A 19,904-nucleotide genomic window follows, 5' to 3' on the forward strand; every position below is an offset into this window, starting at 1 on the left:
CTTTTGAAACCCCTCTGTATTAAAATAAATTCTAATGATAGATAAATAGCTATAATCTTAACAAGAATTATTTTCCTCCAAGTATTTAAAATTTATAAACTGAACATAGTCATAATTTTATCTACCATTCTTTGAGTGCGTTTAGTAATAATATCAACAGTCCACTTTTCTTCAGTAACCACATCTGCATTTAAATTAAGACCATTCCTATATCCTACATAATTACCGTTATTGTCTTTCCGCTCTTTTTTCTCTTCAAAAGAGCGGTTGCTTAAAGTGCTATTATACCCAGTAATTGTAAGGTTCCCAAAAGTGTGTGCATACTTGGATTGATATTCCTTAGCAAGGTCTTTATCACCATTAGCAATCATATCCACCCAGCTATCCGGAATGTTTTCTCCTTGAGGAAAAATATGCTCAATCGTCCAAACATACTGCTTAGACCTATTGTATTTCCATAGGTCAATTTGATTTTCTAAAGTCATACCTTGTTTAGCAATCATACAAAGGATGAAGCGAGTTGCACCAGAATTATCTATATAAACCTGACCACTTAAACGTTCCTTAAAAGTACTATCAGATGCAGAACTTTCAATTAATCGTTGACGGATTTTGATGTACACATCTTCTCCTGTCAGATGTTTGTCCTCAATTTCCTCAACTAATGACATGAAGATTCTCGTCAAATCCCGGGTTGCGGGAATATCAGTAAGATTTCTACGGACAAAAAAATTGATGAGTAATTTGTTAATTTTAATGATATGGTCTTCAGTAAGTAATAAATCATCAGATTGTTTAAGTAAATATAACAACAGTAAATATGAAGGTGTACCTTGAATTCTTTCCAAATCTAAATAAGAATTCTTAAGTGATTCACTCATCTGATCTTGATTACGAAGCAATATTGTTGAATATATACTTGCATTATTGAGAATTGTTTCTAAAAATTCCTGAGGATCATTTTTTATAATCTTTTCATAGATATTGAGTAAATTTGATCTTGTTGCTATGGCACCAAGTGGGTATGATCTATCATCTCTTTTAAATGGTTCATTCAAAGCATTCCGGAAAGCATTGTAATTATGTCTAAAAAATCTTTCCTGAACAGAGTAATCATCACCAATGTAATTTAATATTTGTGTCCATTTCTCAAAATAATAATCGATGTTACCAGAATCAGTTACATCTAACCGAGATAGTAGTAGGTTTTTGATTAAGTCTACTGCTGTCAATGGAGTACCTCTATTATTCAATGATTCAAAGAGTGTATAAGCATCAGCATGATTAGAAACCTCAATCATAACGATAACTGCAGAATTTATCTTTTCTAAGATTTCAAAAAGAGTAGACATCTTATCAGCTGAATCTTCTATATACTTGTTTATTCTTTTTTGAAAATAGTTGAATGCCTTAAAAATACGTCTATTTCCTGCAAAAGGGGGTTTTGGATAATTTGAAATGATTTTGAGATCAGACAATAGACCTTTATAATCGTCTAGGTTATGATTTTGGGTTTGAGGGATAACACGAATTTTATCCTTAGTCTTTTTAAGGATAAGTTTCCTCTTTAATTGCAATAAATCTGAGCGTTGATCATCATCCAAATCATTAACGTACAAATTTAAAGTGGAGTATAAGGTTGCTAATAAGATACTCAATGTTGTAAGACGCTGCTGACCATCAACAACTTCCAGCTTTAGTTCGTTAATGGTATCATTCGTTGTATTAATACAGATTATTGATCCTAGAAAATATCCATGATCATTATCAGTAATGTCATCAAACAAATTTTCCCATTGAGATGATGACCAGGTATATTCACGCTGGTATTTTGGGATCTCAAATACCAGATTTGACTCGGGATCAAGTAACTGTGAAATTGGATATTTATTAACATTATTTATCAAATTAAACACCTCCGTATATTTGGATAATAGTTTTTGGGGGTTTTGTCAAGTTACGTTTTTTATAAAAACATATCACAATTAACAGAATTTTTCAGCATTGTCCTTTAGTGTTTGCCAGATTGACTATCTGTCATGGTTCTTATAACTTAGGTCTTTTTTTCAGCCCCATACCGATTCACAGAGTGGCATTGAAATAAAGAACATCAAAATAAAAATCGTAGCTGAAATGATAATCTTTTTACATCAATACTTGTTCTCGACTTTACCTACCAATCAACAGTGGAATGTTGTTGAGGATCTTAAGTGAGAGTTATTATATGGCGCTTTTTTTGTTCATATATGATAAGATGATACTAATATCTTCCAACACGTTGAGGGGAAAAGCTTTTTTCCTTTCAAGAATAGGAATGCTTTTGGGTATTTGTTTTACTTAAGGCTTTTCTATGTTTTGGAGGATTCATTTTTTTATTAAGGAGGAAATTCAAATATGAAAAATTTAATGAGGTTCTGCAGGGTGTTTGATCCAAGTAAGGAGGCTATCTATTATGAGCCGTAATCCATTACGTAATAAGGAGTTCTTTCTCGAGCAGTTAGTCGTTATAGATGAAAACATCAAGGAATTGACAGAGCTTTATATTTCCTCAACGCCTGTTCATGAAAGAAGGAAACACTTTCTTAGCCTCTATGTCTTGGAGTTGGAGGAGCTATTAAAACAAAATCAAAAAAATAATATTATTTCTTTTTTTCCTAAGGTTTTTATAGGGACAAAGGTTACGGTTATGTATGATGATGATGATGAGACCGAAGACTATGTGATTTGTTTTCCGGACCAATCCGATCCCGATAACGGCTTTATTTCCTTTTTATCACCGGTAGGCAGGCAGCTGCTATTAAAAAAAATCGGGGAACAAATAATGCTCAAGGTTCCGACTGGTGAGCTTCCAGTAACCATTAGAGAGATTTCATTCTCAGGAGAATTGCTGGAAATGAAAAATAGAAAATCAAAAGAAGCTTGATTTGAAAGCGCATTCAGAGTGTCTAATCCCCAGTGGTAACGCCTTAACGTACTGGGGGTTAGGCACTTTTTTAAAGATAAAGGTATTAAACTTCGAGATTAGGTATAATTAATGGAAGAAGATGTAAGAGTACTTATAAATAATGAGGTTGATAGAGATGATCAAGGACCTGCGAAATTCTGTAAATCAATTAACAGAAAGTGAAGCAAAGAGTGTTCTGTTACACTTGATAATTCGGTTAAAGATGGTACATGAATCCAATCAATCACCAAAGGAAATGATTGATGATTTATATGTAACGTATAACAAGTTTCTGAAAATTACTCAACATAAGAAGACAATGGTAAGAGAATATAAAGCAGTACATATCGTATGCGGCGAATCTTCTGCCGGATCCTTACGTGGAGGATTAGGGAGCGAACATAAGGTCATTGGTTTTCCCGACTTCTTAGCTGTCGGACCTATTTGGGAGCTCCATAAAGAAGCTGGGCAAAAGCAGAGAGATGAATGGCTGCGGGATCATTTGAATTATCCAGATGATTATATGGAAGAGTATGAAATGAGATTTTCAAAAACTCTTGCAGAAATTAAGGCTATACCAGAGAAAGTCCCCATTGTCATCTGGACTGCTGAAAATGCAGGTGAGCAAACGGGAATTCGTTATCTTTTGTATTTACTAAAGGAAAAAACCAACGAGGTTTTTCTTATAAATACAACAATCGCCTACCAAGAATTATTTAATACAAAAGAGTTTCAGTATTTTTATGGTCACACTGGTGAGGTTCATCCTGAAAAATTAAACACAATCTATCAAACGAAATTAACGAAGCCTTTAACTAATGAGGAAAGAGCCCGGTTTGAAACAGATTGGATTACTCTTTCCAGTACTAAAGGGATCCTGCGGATTTGGGAAAATAATAAAATCAAAGAAGTAAATGAAGATTACTTTGATTCAGTGATTGTGACCGCTGCCCAACAATTACATGCTAAACAAAAGGAAAAGGATTTTATCAAAGCAGGCAGGTTAATTGGTGAAGTCCTTGGTCGTCTAGGCAATCCTGTAGGTGATGCCTATTTAGAATACAGATTGCGGAGCTTACTATATAATGGGGTTTTTGAAATTAAGGGGGTTCCTAAAGGCATGAGGTATTATAGTGTGAAACTGAGGTAGGAAACGAGAAAGCAACACAATACATAAACCCAGTCCCCACTTTAAGAGGAACTGGGTCTATTTATTATTGGCAAATACCCGCCATCAATCTTGTAAATCTAAATCTGTTGTTGGGATGCCTTGTTCTCTACTTCTATTTCTGCAGGTTTAACCTTAGATATACCAAAGCCAGTCAAAATATAGATAATGGCAAAAACAATTCCTAGGTAGAGCATGGGGGCGAAAAGTGCATATTCCCCAGTCGGGACCCCAAGAGTTTGTGCGATAAAAGCTCCTGTAACACTCCATGGAATTAAAGGGGCCAAAGCAGTTCCTGTATCTTCCAATGTTCTTGAAAAGTTTTTACGGTGCAGCCCGTATTTGTCATACATGGATTTCATCATCGGACCTAAGACAGCAAATGTTACATAATAGCTGCCTGTAATTATAAAGATAAAAGAGTGAAGAGATAAGTTAGATAGCATCATTGTTTTCCCCGTTTTAGCCAATTTTTGAATGGAACTAAGGATTATATCTATTACACCAGCTGTTCGTAAGGGTGAACCGAAAATCGCTGCAGCTATTAAGAGAGCAACTGTACCTAACATACTTGAAAGTCCGCCCCGTTGCAGCATATTATCCACTATTTCGACCTCTGTTGAACCCGTAAAGCCATTATTTAAAGCAGCTGCAATCTCTGCGGGCCCTTTCCCTTGAAATATCGCTGCGAGTAAGCAGCCAAGTATAATTCCTACGCCAAATACAGGTAGTGTAGGTTTATTTTTGTAAATCATAATTAATAGGATAATAGGCGGAAGAATAAGCAAGGGATTCAGGCTGAAATGAGATTCTAAGGTAGACAGGATATTGGAAATATTCTCGTCTGCAATTTGTCCGCTGTATTGAAAACCTAACACTAGATACAAAATTAATGAAATCATTAAACCAGGAATCGTTGTATACAACATATGTTTGATATGATCTACAAGTTTTACATCAGATACAGCTGCTGCCATAACAGTTGTATCTGAAAGAGGGGACAACTTATCACCAAAGATTGCTCCAACTGCTATGGCTCCAGCTGTGTAATGTAAAGGGATGCCTAATCCCATTGATACCCCCATAAATGCCACACCAATCGTTCCAATTGTTCCCCAGGATGTTCCAGACATAATGGACATTAAACAACAAGCTATGCATGCTACGAAAAGAAAAATACTTGGTTCAATTAGGAGGAGACCATAATAAACAATAATGGGAATGGTTCCAGAAAGCATCCAAATTCCGACCATCATACCAACAGCAAGTAAGATGAGAATAGGAATGAACATAGCTTGCAAACTATTTAATATATCTTTTTCGATCGTATCCCATTTGATGCCCCATAATAAACAAAGGATGATCACAGCAGTGCCGGCTGTAAGTAAAACAATGGTAGAAGGTGCTTTCATATAAAGGATCCCTACAAAGACAATTAAAATAGATAGGGCAATCAATGTAATCGCTTTCAAAGGTGATAAAGAAGTATTCATGAATAATCCCCCAGTATGATCTTTTTCAAGAACTTATGAAATAAGTGCAAACCTCACCGTCTCAACCGGTTTGCATTGGTTCAACAAAAGCTAGTACAGTAAAAGTCTTTCTCCTTTCAATAAAATTTGTAATCCAGCTGACGTTGCTAATGGTTGACTAAATGCTGCCATTCCAAAAGGAGCGTGAACGGCAAAGTGTCGACAGTGTGGATTTTCCTCTGGCCTATCGCCAATAAAAATACATTCCAGTGATAAGATGAAAGTACAATAGTCTGAAAATTAATTAAATTAAAACTAATTTAGATTAAATATATAGTAAACAAATTGATCAAGTCAATGCGAAATTAGTATCAATAAGTAAGTATTTTATCTGTATATCTAAACATATGAATAATTTATTTTGTTTCAGATTACTAAATGGTATTTGCAGTTAAAATAAGTCTGAGGAATTTGAATAGAACTAAAACGGTTAACAGAGGATATTGGGCATGAACTATATTCAAAGATTGCGTAAGGACAAGCAACAAGATCTCAATAAATGAAAGGCACAGTGTACTATAGCAAAGGGAAATCGTCCAGTTCAATGAAAATACCATCTTTGAAAAATGAAAGCGAAGGTCAAAGCTGCACTCTGAGAAGATGCATCGTCAATGAAGACCTTCTGATTTCCGACTTTTAAATTTCATTTTCCATATCCAGCTGAATCAATCTTTTCACGAACGACTTCTTCCATTTTACAAGAAGTCGTTTATTTCTTGTTTTAATATTTGTCGGAAAATTTAGATTGAAAACATTTATCTGAATTGTTAAAATTCAAATTGTATACAATATGACGGATTGAATACAAAGTAAGATTGAAAAAGGTGAACCAATGGAAACTGATAAAAAATACAACTTGTATGAGCAAGTGTATTTAGCCATTAAGGATGCAATTGTAATGGGGAAATTAGCCCCGAATCAGCGTCTTCGCGAAATGAAGCTCGCTGAAATGTTTAATACGAGCCGAACTCCAGTAAGAGAAGCTCTTCGGAGATTGGAGCGGGAACGGCTGGTTACATTAGAGCCTTCTGTGGGGGCGAAAGTGGCTGATTTAAATAAAGACACGGTCACGAGTGTTTATGAGTGCCGCTCAGTTTTGGAAGGACTTGCAGCGAGAAAAGCCTGCAATTTTATTAAGAAAGATGATTATCTTCACCTAGAAGAATTGACGATTCTGGCCCGTGAGTATTTTCAAGCCGGCAAATTAAATCGTGTCGTAGAGAAGAACACGATGTTTCATGAAAAGATTGTACAGCTTAGCCGTAATCCATCGCTGATTCAAATGATGGAGCATATTCGTACTGAAATCCTCCGTTATCGAATCATGACAAGCTCTGTTGGCTTCCGCCCTGTCGCTTTTGATGAACATGAAGCGATTTTGCAGGCGATCTACGAGGGGAATCCCGATCAGGCAGAAGAACTGATGAGAAAACATGTGCTTGATGATTTGGATAATTTCTTAAACGGTTTAAATCAACATCACGTGAATTTTAAATCTTGAAAATGTAAGCGCTTCAAAAGAAAGGGAGGAGATTCAATTTTCTATGAAAACTACCAATCTACCATTATCAGGTATCAAAGTGCTAGAGATGGGGACATTGATTGCGGGTCCCTTTTCGACAAGAATTTTAGCCGAGTTTGGGGCAGAGGTCATTAAAGTAGAGTTGCCGAATAGTGGAGATCCATTACGAAAGTGGCGTGTGTTGCATAATGGAACGTCCCTTTGGTGGTATGTTCAATCCAGAAATAAGAAATGTATTACCGTTGATGTTCGGACAGACGAGGGATTAGAAGTTATTAAAAGTCTGCTAAAGGAATGCGATGTGTTTGTGGAAAATTTCCGCCCGGGTACCATCGCCAAATGGGGGCTGACCTCAGAGGTTTTACAGGAACTTAATCCTAATCTCATTGTCAGCCATATTTCCGGATTTGGGCAAACTGGACCTTATGCCGACCGGGCAGGGTTTGGCTCTGTTGGAGAAGCAATGGGCGGTTTGCGATATCTGACAGGTTATCCGGATCGTCCTCCAGTCAGGGTCGGGGTGAGTATCGGCGATTCTGTCGCTTCTCTTTACTCAGTTATCGGAATTTTAATGGCGCTGTATCATCGCGATGTAAGAAATGGCGGCGGTCAGGAAATAGATGTTGCTCTTTACGAGGCGATTTTCAGTTTAATGGAAAGTCTAGTGCCTGAATATGACAAAAAAGGTGTGATTCGGGAACGAACGGGGTCTACTTTTCCTGGAATTGTCCCAACCAATGTGTACAAAACAAAGGACGATAAGTATATCGTGCTTGCCGCAAATGGAGATAAGATTTTTCAAAGACTGCTTAAAGTAATGGGACGGGATGACTTAATTGGGGACGAAAGATACCTGACGAATGATGGCCGCGTTCAGCATCAGGATTTTATCGAATCGATGATTGAAGAATGGGTCGGACGGAACAATCTGAAGGAATGTTTGGACCTGTTAAATGAAAACGCGATCCCGGCTGGAACTATCTATAATGCGGAAGACATTGTCAATGACCCGCATTATCAGGCACGGGACATGATTGTAGAAATGGAGCATGAGGATGTTGGCAAGATGAAGGTGCCTGGCATTGTGCCAAAGCTAAGCAAAACACCGGGACAAATAAAATGGCTGGGGCCGAAAATTGGTGAGCATAATCTGGAGGTTTTAAAGGAAATCGGATTAACGGATGAAATGATCGAGGACATGTCAAAACGGGGAGTTATCTAAAATTCTTCCTTACTTTTAACAGAGGTGATTGAATGTCGGGTCCACTTACAGGATTAAAAGTCTTGGATATTGCCACGGTTTATGCGGCGCCATTTGCAGCTGCTTTATTAGGGGACTACGGGGCAGAGGTGATTAAAGTAGAAATCCCGGGGAAGGGCGATCCGGTGCGGGGGTTTCAGCCCATGCGGCTGGATGAATCAATCCCTTGGGCGACGGTTTCCCGCAATAAAAAGACAGTGACTCTTGATTTGCGAAAGGAAAAAGGACAGGAAATCTTTTTAAAATTGTTAGCCAATCAGGATGTTCTATTTGAAAACTTCCGCCCTGGAACGCTTGAAAAATGGGGAGTTACGATGGATCGGATTCGAGCAGCGAACCCTAACATCATTGTTGTCCGTGTCAGCGGCTATGGTCAAACAGGTCCAAAACGTGAAGTGGCGGGCTTTGGCACGTCAGCGACAGCTTTTAGCGGCTATACCTATATAACAGGGGAGCCGGACCGGCCGCCACTGTCACCGCCGATATCGCTGGTTGATTATGTAACAGGCCTTTTTGCGACCATCGGAGCTCTCACGGCCCTTTATCATCGCGATGTCTACGGCGGGGAAGGTCAAGAGATAGATGTTTCCCTTTATGAATCGATGTTCCGTCTATTAGATATTATGGTTGCTTCCTACGACCAGCTTGGAATCATCATGGAAAGAAGGGGCAGTGACAATAGTCTTGCCGTTCCAGTCGGGACCTTTCAAACCGCTGATAAGAAATGGATGGTTTTGACGACCAGTACAGACCGGACCTTCTATCGCCTCGCCAAAATCATGGGCAGAGAGGATATGATTACGGATCCTCGCTACTCAACGAACAAAGCGCGGGAGAAGAGAAGGGCTGAACTGATGAGTTTGGTGGCGGATTGGATTGGAACCTTGAAAGCCAAAGACCTTCAGGAGCTTTGCGATCAGAATGGTGTACCTATTTCTCTGGTTTACTCGATAGAAGACATTTTCAATGATCCGCAATATCAGGCACGCCAGTCTATCATTGAGGTCGAACATGCGACCCTGGGAAAAGTGAAGCTTCCTGGAGTTTTCCCTAAATTCTCGAAAACCCCGGGGTCTGTCAGAAAAACAGGAGCCAGTCTTGGCGAACACAACCTAGAAGTCTATCAACAGCTTGGCTATTCACGGGAAGATATTGAAGCATTGCAAAAGGAGGGAATCATATGAACTGGGAACTCAATGATTTTATCAAGGTGAAAGATGTAGGGCCGCGGGATGGTCTGCAAATGGAGAAAAATTTTATCCCGACCGAGGAAAAAATTAAATTGATTAATGCGCTGTCTAAAACGGGTGTTCATGGCATTCAAGTGACTTCTCTCGTTCATCCAAAAGCTGTTCCGCAATTGGCAGATGCTGCAATCGTGATGAAAAACATAGAGCGTCAGCCTGGCGTTACATATAGTGTCCTCGTCCCAAATGAACGAGGAGCCGAACGTGCTGTTCCTCTGCAGGCGGATGAATGGGAATTGATGCATTCGGTCACAGAATCTCATAGCCGCTCGAATGCCAATAAAAGTGTTGATGAGAGTTTAAAGGAGCACGAAAAGGTCGTCAAAATTGCCCGTGAACATAATGTGACAGTTCAAGGGGGAATGGCAACTGCGTTGGGTTGTCCTTTTGAAGGGAAGGTTCCTTTTGAAAGAGTGCTATATACCGCGGAAGCCTATTATTCTATGGGAATTCGCCACATCGGAGTTGCTGATACCATTGGCTGTGCCGACCCAAAGCTTGTCTATACGACGATGAAGAGGCTGATTGACCGTTTTCCGGATGTGGAGTTTAGCCTCCATCTTCACAATACACGAGGGATGGCTCTTGCCAATGTATTAGCCGGGATTGATGCAGGAGTCTTATATTTTGACGCATCGATTGGCGGTCTCGGGGGCTGCCCGTATGCTCCTGGTGCAACAGGAAATGTAGCAACGGAGGATCTCGTTCACATGCTTAACTTAATGAATGTTCAAAGCGGTATTGATTTAGATCAGCTCCTCACGATAGCAAAGGATGTTGAAAGATTAGTAGGACACAAGCTAGAAAGTACGATTCATCGTGCTGGCCCATCCTACCAAATTCATGCTGCACCAGCATCTCAAGAAAAACTCGCAAAGTAGGGTGTCGAAAAAGGGGATACGGTTTCAAACTATTTTTTCAAAATAATAGGGGGAATTTTACTTGAAATTTTTAAAATCGAAGTGGTCGTCACTATTTATCGTATGTTTATCCGTACTAGTCGTATTAGTTGGCTGCAGCTCAAGTTCAAGCGGAGGAACGGGCGGAGATGCAGGATCAAACGATGAAAACGTCTATTCTGACGGAAAGCCAGTTACTCTCGTTGCACCTGCATCACCGGGAAGCGGCTGGGATTTGACAGCACGTGCATTAGTTGAAGTTTTTACGAAAGAAGGATTAGTTGACTTTCCAGTCCCTGTCGTGAATGAGGCTGGTGCAACAGGAGCCGTTTCCTTGTCCCAGCTTGTTACGGCGAAAAAGGGAGCGGCTGATAAGATCAGTGTGACTTCAACGCCAATCATGTCCAATTACCTTCGCGGTTTATCCGAGTATTCCTATGAAGACGTCACGATGATCGCAAGACTTATGACCGAGTACTATACAGTGGTTGTACCTAAGGATTCTAAATATCAAACCATTGAAGATCTATTAAATGACGTGAAAGCTGATCCAAAAGCTGTTGCGATTGGAGCGTCAGGTGACGACCAGCTGCCATTTGCTCTATTAGTAGATGCGGTTGGCGGAGATGCATCTTCTATTAATTTTATCTCGTATGAAGGCGGCGGAGAAATTACAAATGCGCTCTTAAATGGTGACCTGGCTGCCGCTATGTCTGGAATTAGTGAATTTACAGCTCAAATTGAAGCTGGTGAATTCCGTGCTCTTGTTGTAACGAGTGAGGAAAGACTGGGCGGTGTCATGCAGGATGTGCCAACAGCTATCGAACAAGGCATTGATGTGACATTTGGAAACTGGCGCGGACTCATGGGTCCTCCAGATATGCCTGAAGAGGCTGTAACGTATTGGGCGAATGTCATTGAAAAAGCGCTTCAGACGGATACGTGGAAGGATTTAGCGAAGAAGAATCAATGGGAAACCACTTTTATGAAGGGTGAAGAATTTCAAAATTATTTAAATGAAGCCAATGAAGCCTATAAACAAGGTCTGGAAAAGACAGGCCAGCTGAAAAGATAATCCTTCGCAAAAAAAAGAGAATGAGGTGGTCATTTGAATAAGAATATCATTTCAGGAGTGGTGGTTTTAGCCTTTGCTGTTATCTATACCATTATGGCTTTCAGGCTGCCGCCGCCAGCATCAGAATCAGTAGTTGTTGGACCATCCGTTTTTCCGGGGGCTATCGGGATTCTTTTAATCGTAACATCGGTCATCCTTATTATTTCGGGATTGATAGAGGCGCGTCGGAAGCCAAACAAGATAGAGAAGAAGGCTGGTTCAAAAGAGGAAGGAGAACCACAGGATAAAAAGAAGGTTTTCCTTCTTTCTCTTTTCTTGCTCGGGTATGTAGTATTGTTTGTTCCGCTTGGATACTTAATTTCTACAGCCTTATTCATTTTAAGTGTCACGATGTATTTGGATCGAAAAGCTTGGATTCGCAATGTGATTTATTCATTAGTTTTTCCGATTACTGTTTATTTTGTATTTGACCGTGTACTCTCAGTCTATTTGCCGTTAGGTCCATTAGGGTAGGAGGTGGCTGTCTATGGATATCTTCTCTAATATCATCACAGGTTTTAGTGCCGTATTATCACTGGAGACTCTAGCCTTTGCATTTCTAGGAGTCCTGATCGGAACATTAACGGGAATACTCCCTGGAATCGGTCCGATTACAGCCATCGCTCTACTCATTCCGCTGGCCTATGGAATGGAACCAATGAGTGGTCTGATCATGCTCATTGGCATCTATTATGGCTCCATGTACGGGGGCTCGACAACAGCCATTCTTGTAAAAACTCCCGGAGAAGTAGCTTCCGTCGTCACGACATTAGATGGATATGAAATGGCAAGACAAGGGAAAGCAGGCAGGGCTTTATCTGCTGCAGCGATTGGTTCCTTTATCGCGGGAACTCTTTCAACAATAGGACTGATGCTGCTTGCTCCGACTTTAGCGAAAGCTGCCTATTATTTTGGCTCAGCAGAGTATTTTCTGTTGATTGTTTTAGCGATGACGATGGTATCCAGTTTAACGACTGGCTCTGCATTAAAAGCATATATTTCAACATTATTTGGACTGTCGATTGCAATGGTGGGCATTGACCTGCAAACAAGTGTCCCGCGCTATACATTTGGCATCCCCAACCTGTTAGACGGAATTGATTTTGTGCTAATCGCGATTGCTCTATTTGCGATCCCAGAAGCCCTTGAAAATATGGCGAGAAAAGGGAAATCTCGTAAAATGGACGTGCAACATTTTAAAGGCACACAGTGGATGACGCGCGAGGATTGGAAAAGATCGATTGGTCCCTTTGGAAGAGGTTCAATATTAGGGTTTTTAATCGGAGTCCTTCCAGGCATCGGCCCATCTTTGGCTTCGTTTTTATCTTATGGGATGGAAAAGAAGCTGTCCAAGCATCCCGAGGAATTCGGCAAAGGAGCCATCGAAGGCGTATCAGGTCCGGAAGCAGCCAATAATGCCGGAGTCGGCGGAGCGCTTGTACCATTATTTACTCTCGGTATTCCGGGATCAGCTACGACAGCGCTTTTAATGCTGATCTTCATGATGTACGGTCTCCAGCCTGGCCCAGGAATGTTTGATTCAAACCCGACTCTGCTTTGGGCGATTATTGCCAGTATGTATATCGGAAATATCATGCTGTTAGTATTGAATCTTCCGCTGGTTGGGGTTTTTGCTTCCCTTTTAAAAATACCGACCGTGCCTCTCTTTGTAGGGGTCATTTCCTTTTCAGTATTAGGTGTTTACGGCATTAATTTTAATCAGTTTGATCTTTTCTTGTTATTCGGATTTGGACTTGTCGGATACGCGATGCAGCGATTCGGTTTTCCGCTCGCTCCGGCAGTGATGGCCTTAGTGCTGGGTCCATTATTGGAGCAAAACTTCCGCCGCAGCATGGAAATCACAAATGGCAGTCTGATAACATTCGTGGAAAGACCGATTTCCCTCGCCATCAGCATCCTAATTGTTTTAATCGTATTTGTACCTATACTTAAAACGTTCCTTAAGAAAAAAAGAAACAGCCACACACAAATCAACCCTGATATTGAAAAAAAAGCATAGCACACCGCTGCTGATAAAATACGATTCTTCGAGAAGAAGGGTCGTTTTTTGTTAATGAAACAAGGGGACGGTTCTTCTGTTTCATCATTTCTGCTCAAGGAAACAAGGGGACGGTTCTTCTGTTTCATTATTTCTGCTCAAGCAAGAACTCTGGCTATGTTTGGTTTTGAAACGCAAGATCCGTCCCTGTGTTTCAGCAAGCAATTTACTCTCTGTAGCGGTATAAACACACAGAGGGATATCTCTCTGTTGGGGAATGAGGTTAGGGAGAGATGGATGTCTTTTTTCTAATTTTGATTGAGGTCATATTGCCCGTTTTTATTCTGATTGGAGCAGGCGCTTTTTTACACAGAAAATTCACTTTTGATCTGAATACGTTATCGAAACTGACAACCTATTTTTTAATTCCTGCAATCAGTTTCGTCAATATTTACGAAAGTAATATCGGTGGAGAAACGATGCTGATCACAGTAGGGCTGCTCACTTTGCATAACGTCTGCTTAATCCTGTTATGTTCGGCTGCGGCTAAAGCGGCAAAATTTGATGCAAGCATGTCTTCTACGTTTAAAAATAGTGTCGTGCTTATTAATGCGGGGAATTTTGGACTGCCGGTCAGCCAGCTGATTTTTCAAACGAATCCGCTGGGAGCTTCGATTCAGGTGATTGTCCTGCTGTTTCAAAATTTCCTGAATTACACCTATGGTTTGATGAATTGTATCTCCGCCAAAAGTACAGCAACTGCCTCCATGTTAAAGGAGCTTGTAAAAAACCCGATTATTTTTACTTCTATATTAGGACTTATTTTAAATATAATGGCGGTCGACATCCCAAGTGTGATATGGGGTCCAGTCGAAAATACAGCCAATGCTTTTATTGCGATTGCGCTGGTTACACTTGGTGCGCAGAGTGCCTATCTAAAATTAAACCGGATTACGTTGCCGCTCGTTCTGAGTCTGGCAGGAAGGCTAATTATATCTCCTATTATAGCCCTGATTTTTTTATGGATGTTTGGCATAAGCGGGACGGTCGCACAAGCTTTGTTTATCGCAAGCTCTTTTCCGAGTTCCAGGAATAGTGCTTTGTTTGCTTTAGAATATCATCATTATCCTAACCTGGCTGCCCAGATTGTATTAGTATCTACCTTATTAAGCAGTATAACCGTTACGATTGTTGTGTATTTATCGAAGGTTTTATTTTGAGGTTTTGCTATGTGTGAAGATGCAAGGGAAACATGAATTTCAGACTAAAACTGCACTTTTCTGCGCTGAAATTTACATAGAATATTCCCAATCAAATAACTGCAATGATCATAGTCCGGGAAATAAAAAAGGCGTTTTGTCTTCTTATTTCTTTGTGCCTTGTGCAAGGGATTTTCTGTCAATCGCTTCAGGTTGTTTTTCCAGCCATCCATGTTTAACCATAATATTGTAGCAAAGAACACCAGCCTCCATCGCATGGGTAAATACTCGATAATAGTTGACCATTATATCTGATCTTAAGCTGGAACCTAATGATGCACCATAATAAGAAAGTGCTGCATTTACTAAAAACGCGCAGTGATTCATCATCAATTTGTCTGAAAATGGACTTACAGTCGAATCAGTGATCTCAGCATCCCATTTCTCAGGTATTGGTAAATGATCTTGTCTTAATATAGTGTCAAAGCTTTCAGCGTCTTGCCCTGCCAATTTAACGTTTTTCAACATAAAATTACGAACTTCATCCAGCTCCGCGACCTGACTAAAAGCCAAACTTAATGTCCGGATAAATCCAGTTTTCTTTGAATTAAAGAAAAGGGTACTGATTTCGGAACTGCTGAGAGGTCTTTTGTCTCCAATTAGATTTGAAATGATTCCTGTTGATTCCATAAACTCCGCCCCATTAGGTGAAGGAATAGGGGGGACACTCGAAAATTTTGGAATATCCTTGGATAATTCCACTATTTTTTGGAACAATTCTTTAGATGATGACGTACATTCAAAAAAATAATTTTGAACGTCTTGTCTCTCCGAGTTTGTAATAGCCAAGCTATAAGCCGTTAACCCATGTATGGTCATAATATAAGAGTAAAAAAGTAAAAATTGGTCAGAAAACAGACGCGGAGCATTTAGGTTCACGTCATTCTCTGTAAATCCTATTGGGACTTGGAAATTTGCACTTTTTAAGAATTCCGCGATTTTTGTAATATGGCTCTCAGCTAACTGTAAGGCGAATTCTAAAGTGTGTTTTACCTCTTTGTTTTCAACAATTTTAAGAAAATATTTGTAAACACATATTGCCATACTATCGCCCATATACTGAAGCCAAAATGCGGATACTTCAGCAGAAGTTAAGGTGTTTGTCTTTGTTTTCCTAAAAATCCCCAAATGACATACCTCCAATTTATTGTGAGTTTGTTTCATTTGTGATTCGAGATTATTTTATGGTATTGGTTATGAAGTATACAGAGGGAACTTTTGCTTGCACTTGCAGCTTATTTAGTTATCAAATAACTGCAGTACTGTTAACATTCTTTAAATAACCCGATTAACAAAGCATCTATTTACATAAATAGGAAGATAAATAGTATATTTCCACAGAAATGAGATACAACGATGGAGTTGCTTACATGAAGGAAAAGATTGGCTTATTCGGATTTATACTATTAACCATAGCGATTCTGTCTTGTTACGTTATAGAAGAAAACTAGAAAAGCAGCTGAGATGGAAGGAATTAAAAACTTTTATAAACAAGTACATTTAACTAAAGACGAGGGAGAAAATATCGACCAATTGGTGGAGATCATCAATCAGTAACCGTAGATATGATGAAAAAGTCCCCCCTATTAAGGAAGGTTACCTTACTTGTTGAATTAATAAAATGAATATTCTATTCCTATATAAATCAAAATAAAAAAGTATTTAAACAATGATGATTACATTTCTTTTACTTATTATGACCCGATCTAATGGGAGGAAGAATTTATAATGGACGCCTTACATCACACAAAATTAACAGGGCCCGAAATTACAAGCTTATGGACCCAGTTCATGGCTGATTCATTAAACCTGCGTGTTAATACATACATGTATAATACCCTTGATTCTAAAAGTGAAGATATTACATCCATATTCAAGGATGCAATTGCTACATCGGAAAATAACTTAACTGAAATTAAAAAATTATTAAATCAAGAAGGTTATCCGATCCCTCAAGGGTTTACGGAACATGATGTTCATTTGGATGCTCCGAAATTGTATTCAGATGGTTTATGTCTTAAATTCCTTCATGAGATGACTATTCATGGGCTTTCGGGATATTCAATAGCCATAACTGTTTCAACCCGTAAGGATATGAGAAAATTTTATGAGGATAAAATAAATGACGGCATCAGTTTATACAATCAAACGATAGAATTACTACTTTCAAAAGGAATCTATCACCGACCTCCGTACATTCCTTCTCCTATTGGCATTGATTTTGTTAAATCAGAGAATTTCTTTGAAGGTTTTTTTAATGATAAAAGAACTCTTAACGGAAGCGAAATTTCCAATGTATTTTTTAATTTGAAAAAAAGTATTGTTACCAAAGCCATTCTAATTGGCTTCAATCAAGTGGCTAAAGACAAAGAGGTAAGAAAAATTTTGACCAAGGGTCTGGAAATAAAAAAGAAACACATCGAATTGTTTTCTCAAATATTAATGAAGGATGATCTTCCTGCACCACAGTCGTGGGATTCTGATGTAACTTATTCTACAACCCCTCCTTTTTCAGATAAACTAATGATGTATTTGACAGGTTTTTTATTTAACACTGCGATTTCTTACTATGGGGCAGGATTGGGATCTACAATGCGATCAGATTTGATTTATCATTATGAGAGGTTTATCCTTGAAGACCTTGCCTATGCTAAAGATTGGGCAAACATTATGATTAAGAATCAATGGTTAGAACAGCCCCCGAAAGCACCAGATAGAAAAAAAATAGCCGAAGAATAACGAAATGCTTTCATTCCTTTAAGCAGTATACAGAAATTTTGTTCCAAGGGTTATTAAGTGATTACCGGATTGTAACCCACTATGTAAACTTAAGGAAAATGGAGAAAACGAAAGATATTGAGTGAGAATAGCTGAACAAGTTATAAATTGAAACTTACAAGTATAGAGCATTTCTTTGTAATAAGGAATGCTTTTTTTCTTTGTCTAAAATGAATGGGATATTCCTGTATCGATAAAAATATAATTAAAAACAGTAATTATTTATTGCAAAACGATAAATAAAGTGATAAATTCAAAATGACAATAAATATGCGAGGTGCTTTTATGAAACAAGTGTCAACGCTCTTTTTAAAGATCGCTGTTATTCTGATTGGAATTCCGATATTAGCTTTGTGCATTTTTTTGGTGCCTGAATTAGGGGATATTGCAGCAAAATTGCTTCCAGAGTTTGCTTATATAAAATATCTCGTTTCCAGCATTTTTTATGCATCGGCAATCCCTTTTTATGCTGCTTTGTATCAGGCCTTCAAACTTTTGCGCTATATTGACAAAAATGAGGCTTTCTCGCAAGCTTCTGTAAATGCTTTAAAGAAAATCAAATACTGCGCAGTCACAATCAGCAGTTTGCATGTGCTAGTCTTGCCGCTCTTCTATCTTTTTGCGGAGATAGACGATGCCCCTGGTGTGATTTTTATCGGATTGCTTGTTCCTTTTGCTTCTATGGTGATTGCGGTCTTTGCGGCTGTTCTCCAAAAGCTTCTACAAGAAGCAATTGATATAAAATCAGAAAATGATTTAACGGTCTGAGGTGGAAACAATGGCAATTATAATCAATATTGATGTGATGCTGGCGAAAAGGAAAATGAGCGTAACCGAACTTTCGGAGAGGGTTGGAATCACGATGGCGAATCTTTCCATATTGAAAAATGGAAAGGCAAAAGCGATTCGATTTTCAACTTTAGAGGCAATTTGTAAAGCATTAGAATGTCAGCCGGGAGATATTTTAGAGTACCGAAGTGATGAAGATCCCCAAGATTAGCAGTGAGTAAGTTTATTTTTTCCATTATAAAAGGGGAGTTACTCATGAAATTGACCATAAAAAGAATGGAGGCAAACATAATGAGAGCATCAAAGCAACTCGTTCGTTTTGGTTGGGAGCAGGCTCTATCATGTTTGTTTCCTGTCGTTATTTTTGCCTCTTTGGCTGTAACACAAATCTTGCCGCTTCCCTTCCTGCCACGGTATGACTGGCTGCTGATTATCTGCCTTCTGATGCAGTGGTGGATGGTGCGTTCTGGGCTTGAAACACGGGATGAACTTAAGGTGATCACATTATTCCACCTCATCGGACTTGCACTTGAACTTTTCAAGGTACATATGGGCTCCTGGTCTTACCCAGAGGAAGGATATTTCAAAATTTTTGGAGTGCCTTTATATAGCGGATTCATGTACGCAAGCGTCGCGAGTTATCTTTGCCAGGCGTGGAGGAGGTTGAAGGTTGAGCTGGTTAAGTGGCCGCCGTTTTTGATAGTGGTGCCTCTTGCAGCTGCGATTTATTTGAATTTTTTCACCCACCATTTTTGGATAGATGTTCGCTGGTGGTTATCCGGACTGGTCATCATCGTTTTTTGGCAATCATGGGTCACATACGAGGTTGATGGCACTCGTTACCGTATGCCACTCGCACTTTCTTTTGTGCTCATCGGATTTTTTATTTGGATTGCCGAAAATATCGCAACGTACTTTGGAGCTTGGGAATATCCCAACCAAACCGATGCATGGAGTCTCGTTCATCTAGGAAAGGTGAGTTCATGGCTTTTATTAGTAATTGTGAGCTTTCTAATCGTAGCGACGTTAAAGCAGGTTAAGGGAAAAAATTCGACTAGGATGGATGCTGGTCAATTTTTATAATTGATGCGTACAGTCAGATCCTTAGCAGAATTGTACTTTTTTAGGTTCCATATTGAACTATAATTTGAAACGGGCAAACAAGGACCTTTATATACTCCAACAGTCATTGTTTTTATTGGATTTTTTTGTTAATATTAGATTAACCTGAATCCGTAGCGAAATCCTTTATAAACTTGCTCATAATGCCTGATATAATAAGGTTATCAGCTATTTTTGACTGATTAATTTTTTTCACCAGGTTATCAGCTATTTTTGACTGATTAATTTTTTTCACCAGGCAGGTGTTCAAATTGGTTAAGTTTATATTAG

General features: G+C 39.1%; 17 protein-coding genes. 14 read left to right on the forward strand and 3 right to left on the reverse strand.

Annotated elements, in window-relative coordinates; genetic code table 11:
• Window positions 1-92: 92 nt before the first annotated feature.
• Complete coding sequence (locus MLE14_RS17150) at window positions 93-1,907, reverse strand: DUF262 domain-containing protein (RefSeq protein WP_243299638.1); 1,815 nt, start codon at window positions 1,905-1,907, stop codon at window positions 93-95.
• A 545-nt stretch (window positions 1,908-2,452) separates the two neighbouring features.
• Between MLE14_RS17150 and MLE14_RS17155 the strand changes: the two genes are divergently transcribed.
• Both MLE14_RS17155 and MLE14_RS17160 read left to right on the forward strand, forming a co-directional pair.
• Window positions 2,453-2,923: a GreA/GreB family elongation factor gene (locus tag MLE14_RS17155; RefSeq protein ID WP_243299639.1), complete on the forward strand. Its 471-nt coding sequence runs from the start codon at window positions 2,453-2,455 to the stop codon at window positions 2,921-2,923.
• Between the two features lie 157 nt (window positions 2,924-3,080).
• On the forward strand, window positions 3,081-4,094 hold the full coding sequence (locus MLE14_RS17160; RefSeq protein ID WP_243299640.1) for a DUF1835 domain-containing protein: 1,014 nt from the start codon (window positions 3,081-3,083) through the stop codon (window positions 4,092-4,094).
• Window positions 4,095-4,192: 98 nt separating this feature from the next.
• Here the strand turns inward: MLE14_RS17160 and nhaC are convergent, their stop codons facing one another.
• Window positions 4,193-5,605, reverse strand: coding sequence for a Na+/H+ antiporter NhaC (nhaC, locus tag MLE14_RS17165; RefSeq protein WP_243299641.1), 1,413 nt, complete (start codon window positions 5,603-5,605; stop codon window positions 4,193-4,195).
• Window positions 5,606-6,476: 871 nt separating this feature from the next.
• On the opposite strand from nhaC, the gene MLE14_RS17170 reads away from it, so the two are divergent.
• The 8 genes from MLE14_RS17170 (at window position 6,477) to MLE14_RS17205 (ending at window position 14,906) form a co-directional block, all read left to right on the forward strand.
• Window positions 6,477-7,145, forward strand: a complete 669-nt coding sequence (locus tag MLE14_RS17170) for a GntR family transcriptional regulator (RefSeq protein WP_243299642.1) — start codon at window positions 6,477-6,479, stop codon at window positions 7,143-7,145.
• Between the two features lie 43 nt (window positions 7,146-7,188).
• Window positions 7,189-8,388 (forward strand): CaiB/BaiF CoA transferase family protein, encoded by a 1,200-nt coding sequence (locus MLE14_RS17175; RefSeq protein WP_243299643.1) that lies wholly within the window; start codon window positions 7,189-7,191, stop codon window positions 8,386-8,388.
• Between the two features lie 32 nt (window positions 8,389-8,420).
• The gene (locus tag MLE14_RS17180; RefSeq protein WP_243299644.1) at window positions 8,421-9,611 is read left to right on the forward strand and encodes a CaiB/BaiF CoA transferase family protein; all 1,191 of its coding nucleotides are present in this window, start codon (window positions 8,421-8,423) and stop codon (window positions 9,609-9,611) included.
• The gene (locus tag MLE14_RS17185) at window positions 9,608-10,555 is read left to right on the forward strand and encodes a hydroxymethylglutaryl-CoA lyase (protein ID WP_243299645.1); all 948 of its coding nucleotides are present in this window, start codon (window positions 9,608-9,610) and stop codon (window positions 10,553-10,555) included. Before MLE14_RS17180 ends, MLE14_RS17185 begins: the two co-directional genes overlap by 4 nt.
• Before the next feature lie 61 nt (window positions 10,556-10,616).
• Window positions 10,617-11,648, forward strand: a complete 1,032-nt coding sequence (locus tag MLE14_RS17190) for a tripartite tricarboxylate transporter substrate binding protein (RefSeq protein WP_243299646.1) — start codon at window positions 10,617-10,619, stop codon at window positions 11,646-11,648.
• 33 nt (window positions 11,649-11,681) lie between these two features.
• Window positions 11,682-12,161, forward strand: coding sequence for a tripartite tricarboxylate transporter TctB family protein (locus MLE14_RS17195; protein WP_243299647.1), 480 nt, complete (start codon window positions 11,682-11,684; stop codon window positions 12,159-12,161).
• Between the two features lie 13 nt (window positions 12,162-12,174).
• The gene (locus tag MLE14_RS17200; protein ID WP_243299648.1) at window positions 12,175-13,707 is read left to right on the forward strand and encodes a tripartite tricarboxylate transporter permease; all 1,533 of its coding nucleotides are present in this window, start codon (window positions 12,175-12,177) and stop codon (window positions 13,705-13,707) included.
• Between the two features lie 272 nt (window positions 13,708-13,979).
• Window positions 13,980-14,906: an AEC family transporter gene (locus tag MLE14_RS17205; RefSeq protein WP_243299649.1), complete on the forward strand. Its 927-nt coding sequence runs from the start codon at window positions 13,980-13,982 to the stop codon at window positions 14,904-14,906.
• Window positions 14,907-15,050: 144 nt separating this feature from the next.
• On the opposite strand, the gene MLE14_RS17210 is transcribed toward MLE14_RS17205, so the two are convergent.
• Window positions 15,051-16,073, reverse strand: coding sequence for a DUF3231 family protein (locus tag MLE14_RS17210; RefSeq protein WP_243299650.1), 1,023 nt, complete (start codon window positions 16,071-16,073; stop codon window positions 15,051-15,053).
• A gap of 600 nt (window positions 16,074-16,673) precedes the next feature.
• On the opposite strand from MLE14_RS17210, the gene MLE14_RS17215 reads away from it, so the two are divergent.
• The 4 genes from MLE14_RS17215 to MLE14_RS17230 all read left to right on the forward strand — a co-directional run bounded on the left by MLE14_RS17215 (window position 16,674) and on the right by MLE14_RS17230 (window position 19,595).
• The gene (locus tag MLE14_RS17215) at window positions 16,674-17,684 is read left to right on the forward strand and encodes a DUF3231 family protein (RefSeq protein WP_243299651.1); all 1,011 of its coding nucleotides are present in this window, start codon (window positions 16,674-16,676) and stop codon (window positions 17,682-17,684) included.
• Window positions 17,685-18,008: 324 nt separating this feature from the next.
• A complete protein-coding gene (locus MLE14_RS17220; RefSeq protein WP_243299652.1) occupies window positions 18,009-18,491 on the forward strand; it encodes a DUF2975 domain-containing protein in 483 nt (160 codons plus the stop codon).
• Between the two features lie 10 nt (window positions 18,492-18,501).
• Complete coding sequence (locus MLE14_RS17225) at window positions 18,502-18,723, forward strand: helix-turn-helix domain-containing protein (RefSeq protein WP_243299653.1); 222 nt, start codon at window positions 18,502-18,504, stop codon at window positions 18,721-18,723.
• 80 nt (window positions 18,724-18,803) lie between these two features.
• Complete coding sequence (locus tag MLE14_RS17230; protein WP_243299654.1) at window positions 18,804-19,595, forward strand: DUF817 domain-containing protein; 792 nt, start codon at window positions 18,804-18,806, stop codon at window positions 19,593-19,595.
• Window positions 19,596-19,904: the final 309 nt, after the last annotated feature.

The sequence above is a fragment of the Bacillus litorisediminis genome (genome assembly GCF_022808645.1).
In the GTDB taxonomy this organism is placed as follows: Bacteria; Bacillota; Bacilli; order Bacillales; family JC228; genus Bacillus_BF; species Bacillus_BF litorisediminis.

What these genes read in the sequence shown, in the direction of transcription:
- MLE14_RS17155 (WP_243299639.1), top strand. Translation starts at nt 2,453, where the DNA reads ATGAGCCGTAATCCATTACGTAATAAGGAGTTCTTTCTCGAGCAGTTA.
- MLE14_RS17160 (WP_243299640.1), top strand. Translation starts at nt 3,081, where the DNA reads ATGATCAAGGACCTGCGAAATTCTGTAAATCAATTAACAGAAAGTGAA.
- nhaC (WP_243299641.1), bottom strand. Translation starts at nt 5,605, where the DNA reads ATGAATACTTCTTTATCACCTTTGAAAGCGATTACATTGATTGCCCTA.
- MLE14_RS17170 (WP_243299642.1), top strand. Translation starts at nt 6,477, where the DNA reads ATGGAAACTGATAAAAAATACAACTTGTATGAGCAAGTGTATTTAGCC.
- MLE14_RS17175 (WP_243299643.1), top strand. Translation starts at nt 7,189, where the DNA reads ATGAAAACTACCAATCTACCATTATCAGGTATCAAAGTGCTAGAGATG.
- MLE14_RS17180 (WP_243299644.1), top strand. Translation starts at nt 8,421, where the DNA reads ATGTCGGGTCCACTTACAGGATTAAAAGTCTTGGATATTGCCACGGTT.
- MLE14_RS17185 (WP_243299645.1), top strand. Translation starts at nt 9,608, where the DNA reads ATGAACTGGGAACTCAATGATTTTATCAAGGTGAAAGATGTAGGGCCG.
- MLE14_RS17200 (WP_243299648.1), top strand. Translation starts at nt 12,175, where the DNA reads ATGGATATCTTCTCTAATATCATCACAGGTTTTAGTGCCGTATTATCA.
- MLE14_RS17205 (WP_243299649.1), top strand. Translation starts at nt 13,980, where the DNA reads ATGGATGTCTTTTTTCTAATTTTGATTGAGGTCATATTGCCCGTTTTT.
- MLE14_RS17215 (WP_243299651.1), top strand. Translation starts at nt 16,674, where the DNA reads ATGGACGCCTTACATCACACAAAATTAACAGGGCCCGAAATTACAAGC.
- MLE14_RS17220 (WP_243299652.1), top strand. Translation starts at nt 18,009, where the DNA reads ATGAAACAAGTGTCAACGCTCTTTTTAAAGATCGCTGTTATTCTGATT.
- MLE14_RS17225 (WP_243299653.1), top strand. Translation starts at nt 18,502, where the DNA reads ATGGCAATTATAATCAATATTGATGTGATGCTGGCGAAAAGGAAAATG.
- MLE14_RS17230 (WP_243299654.1), top strand. Translation starts at nt 18,804, where the DNA reads ATGAGAGCATCAAAGCAACTCGTTCGTTTTGGTTGGGAGCAGGCTCTA.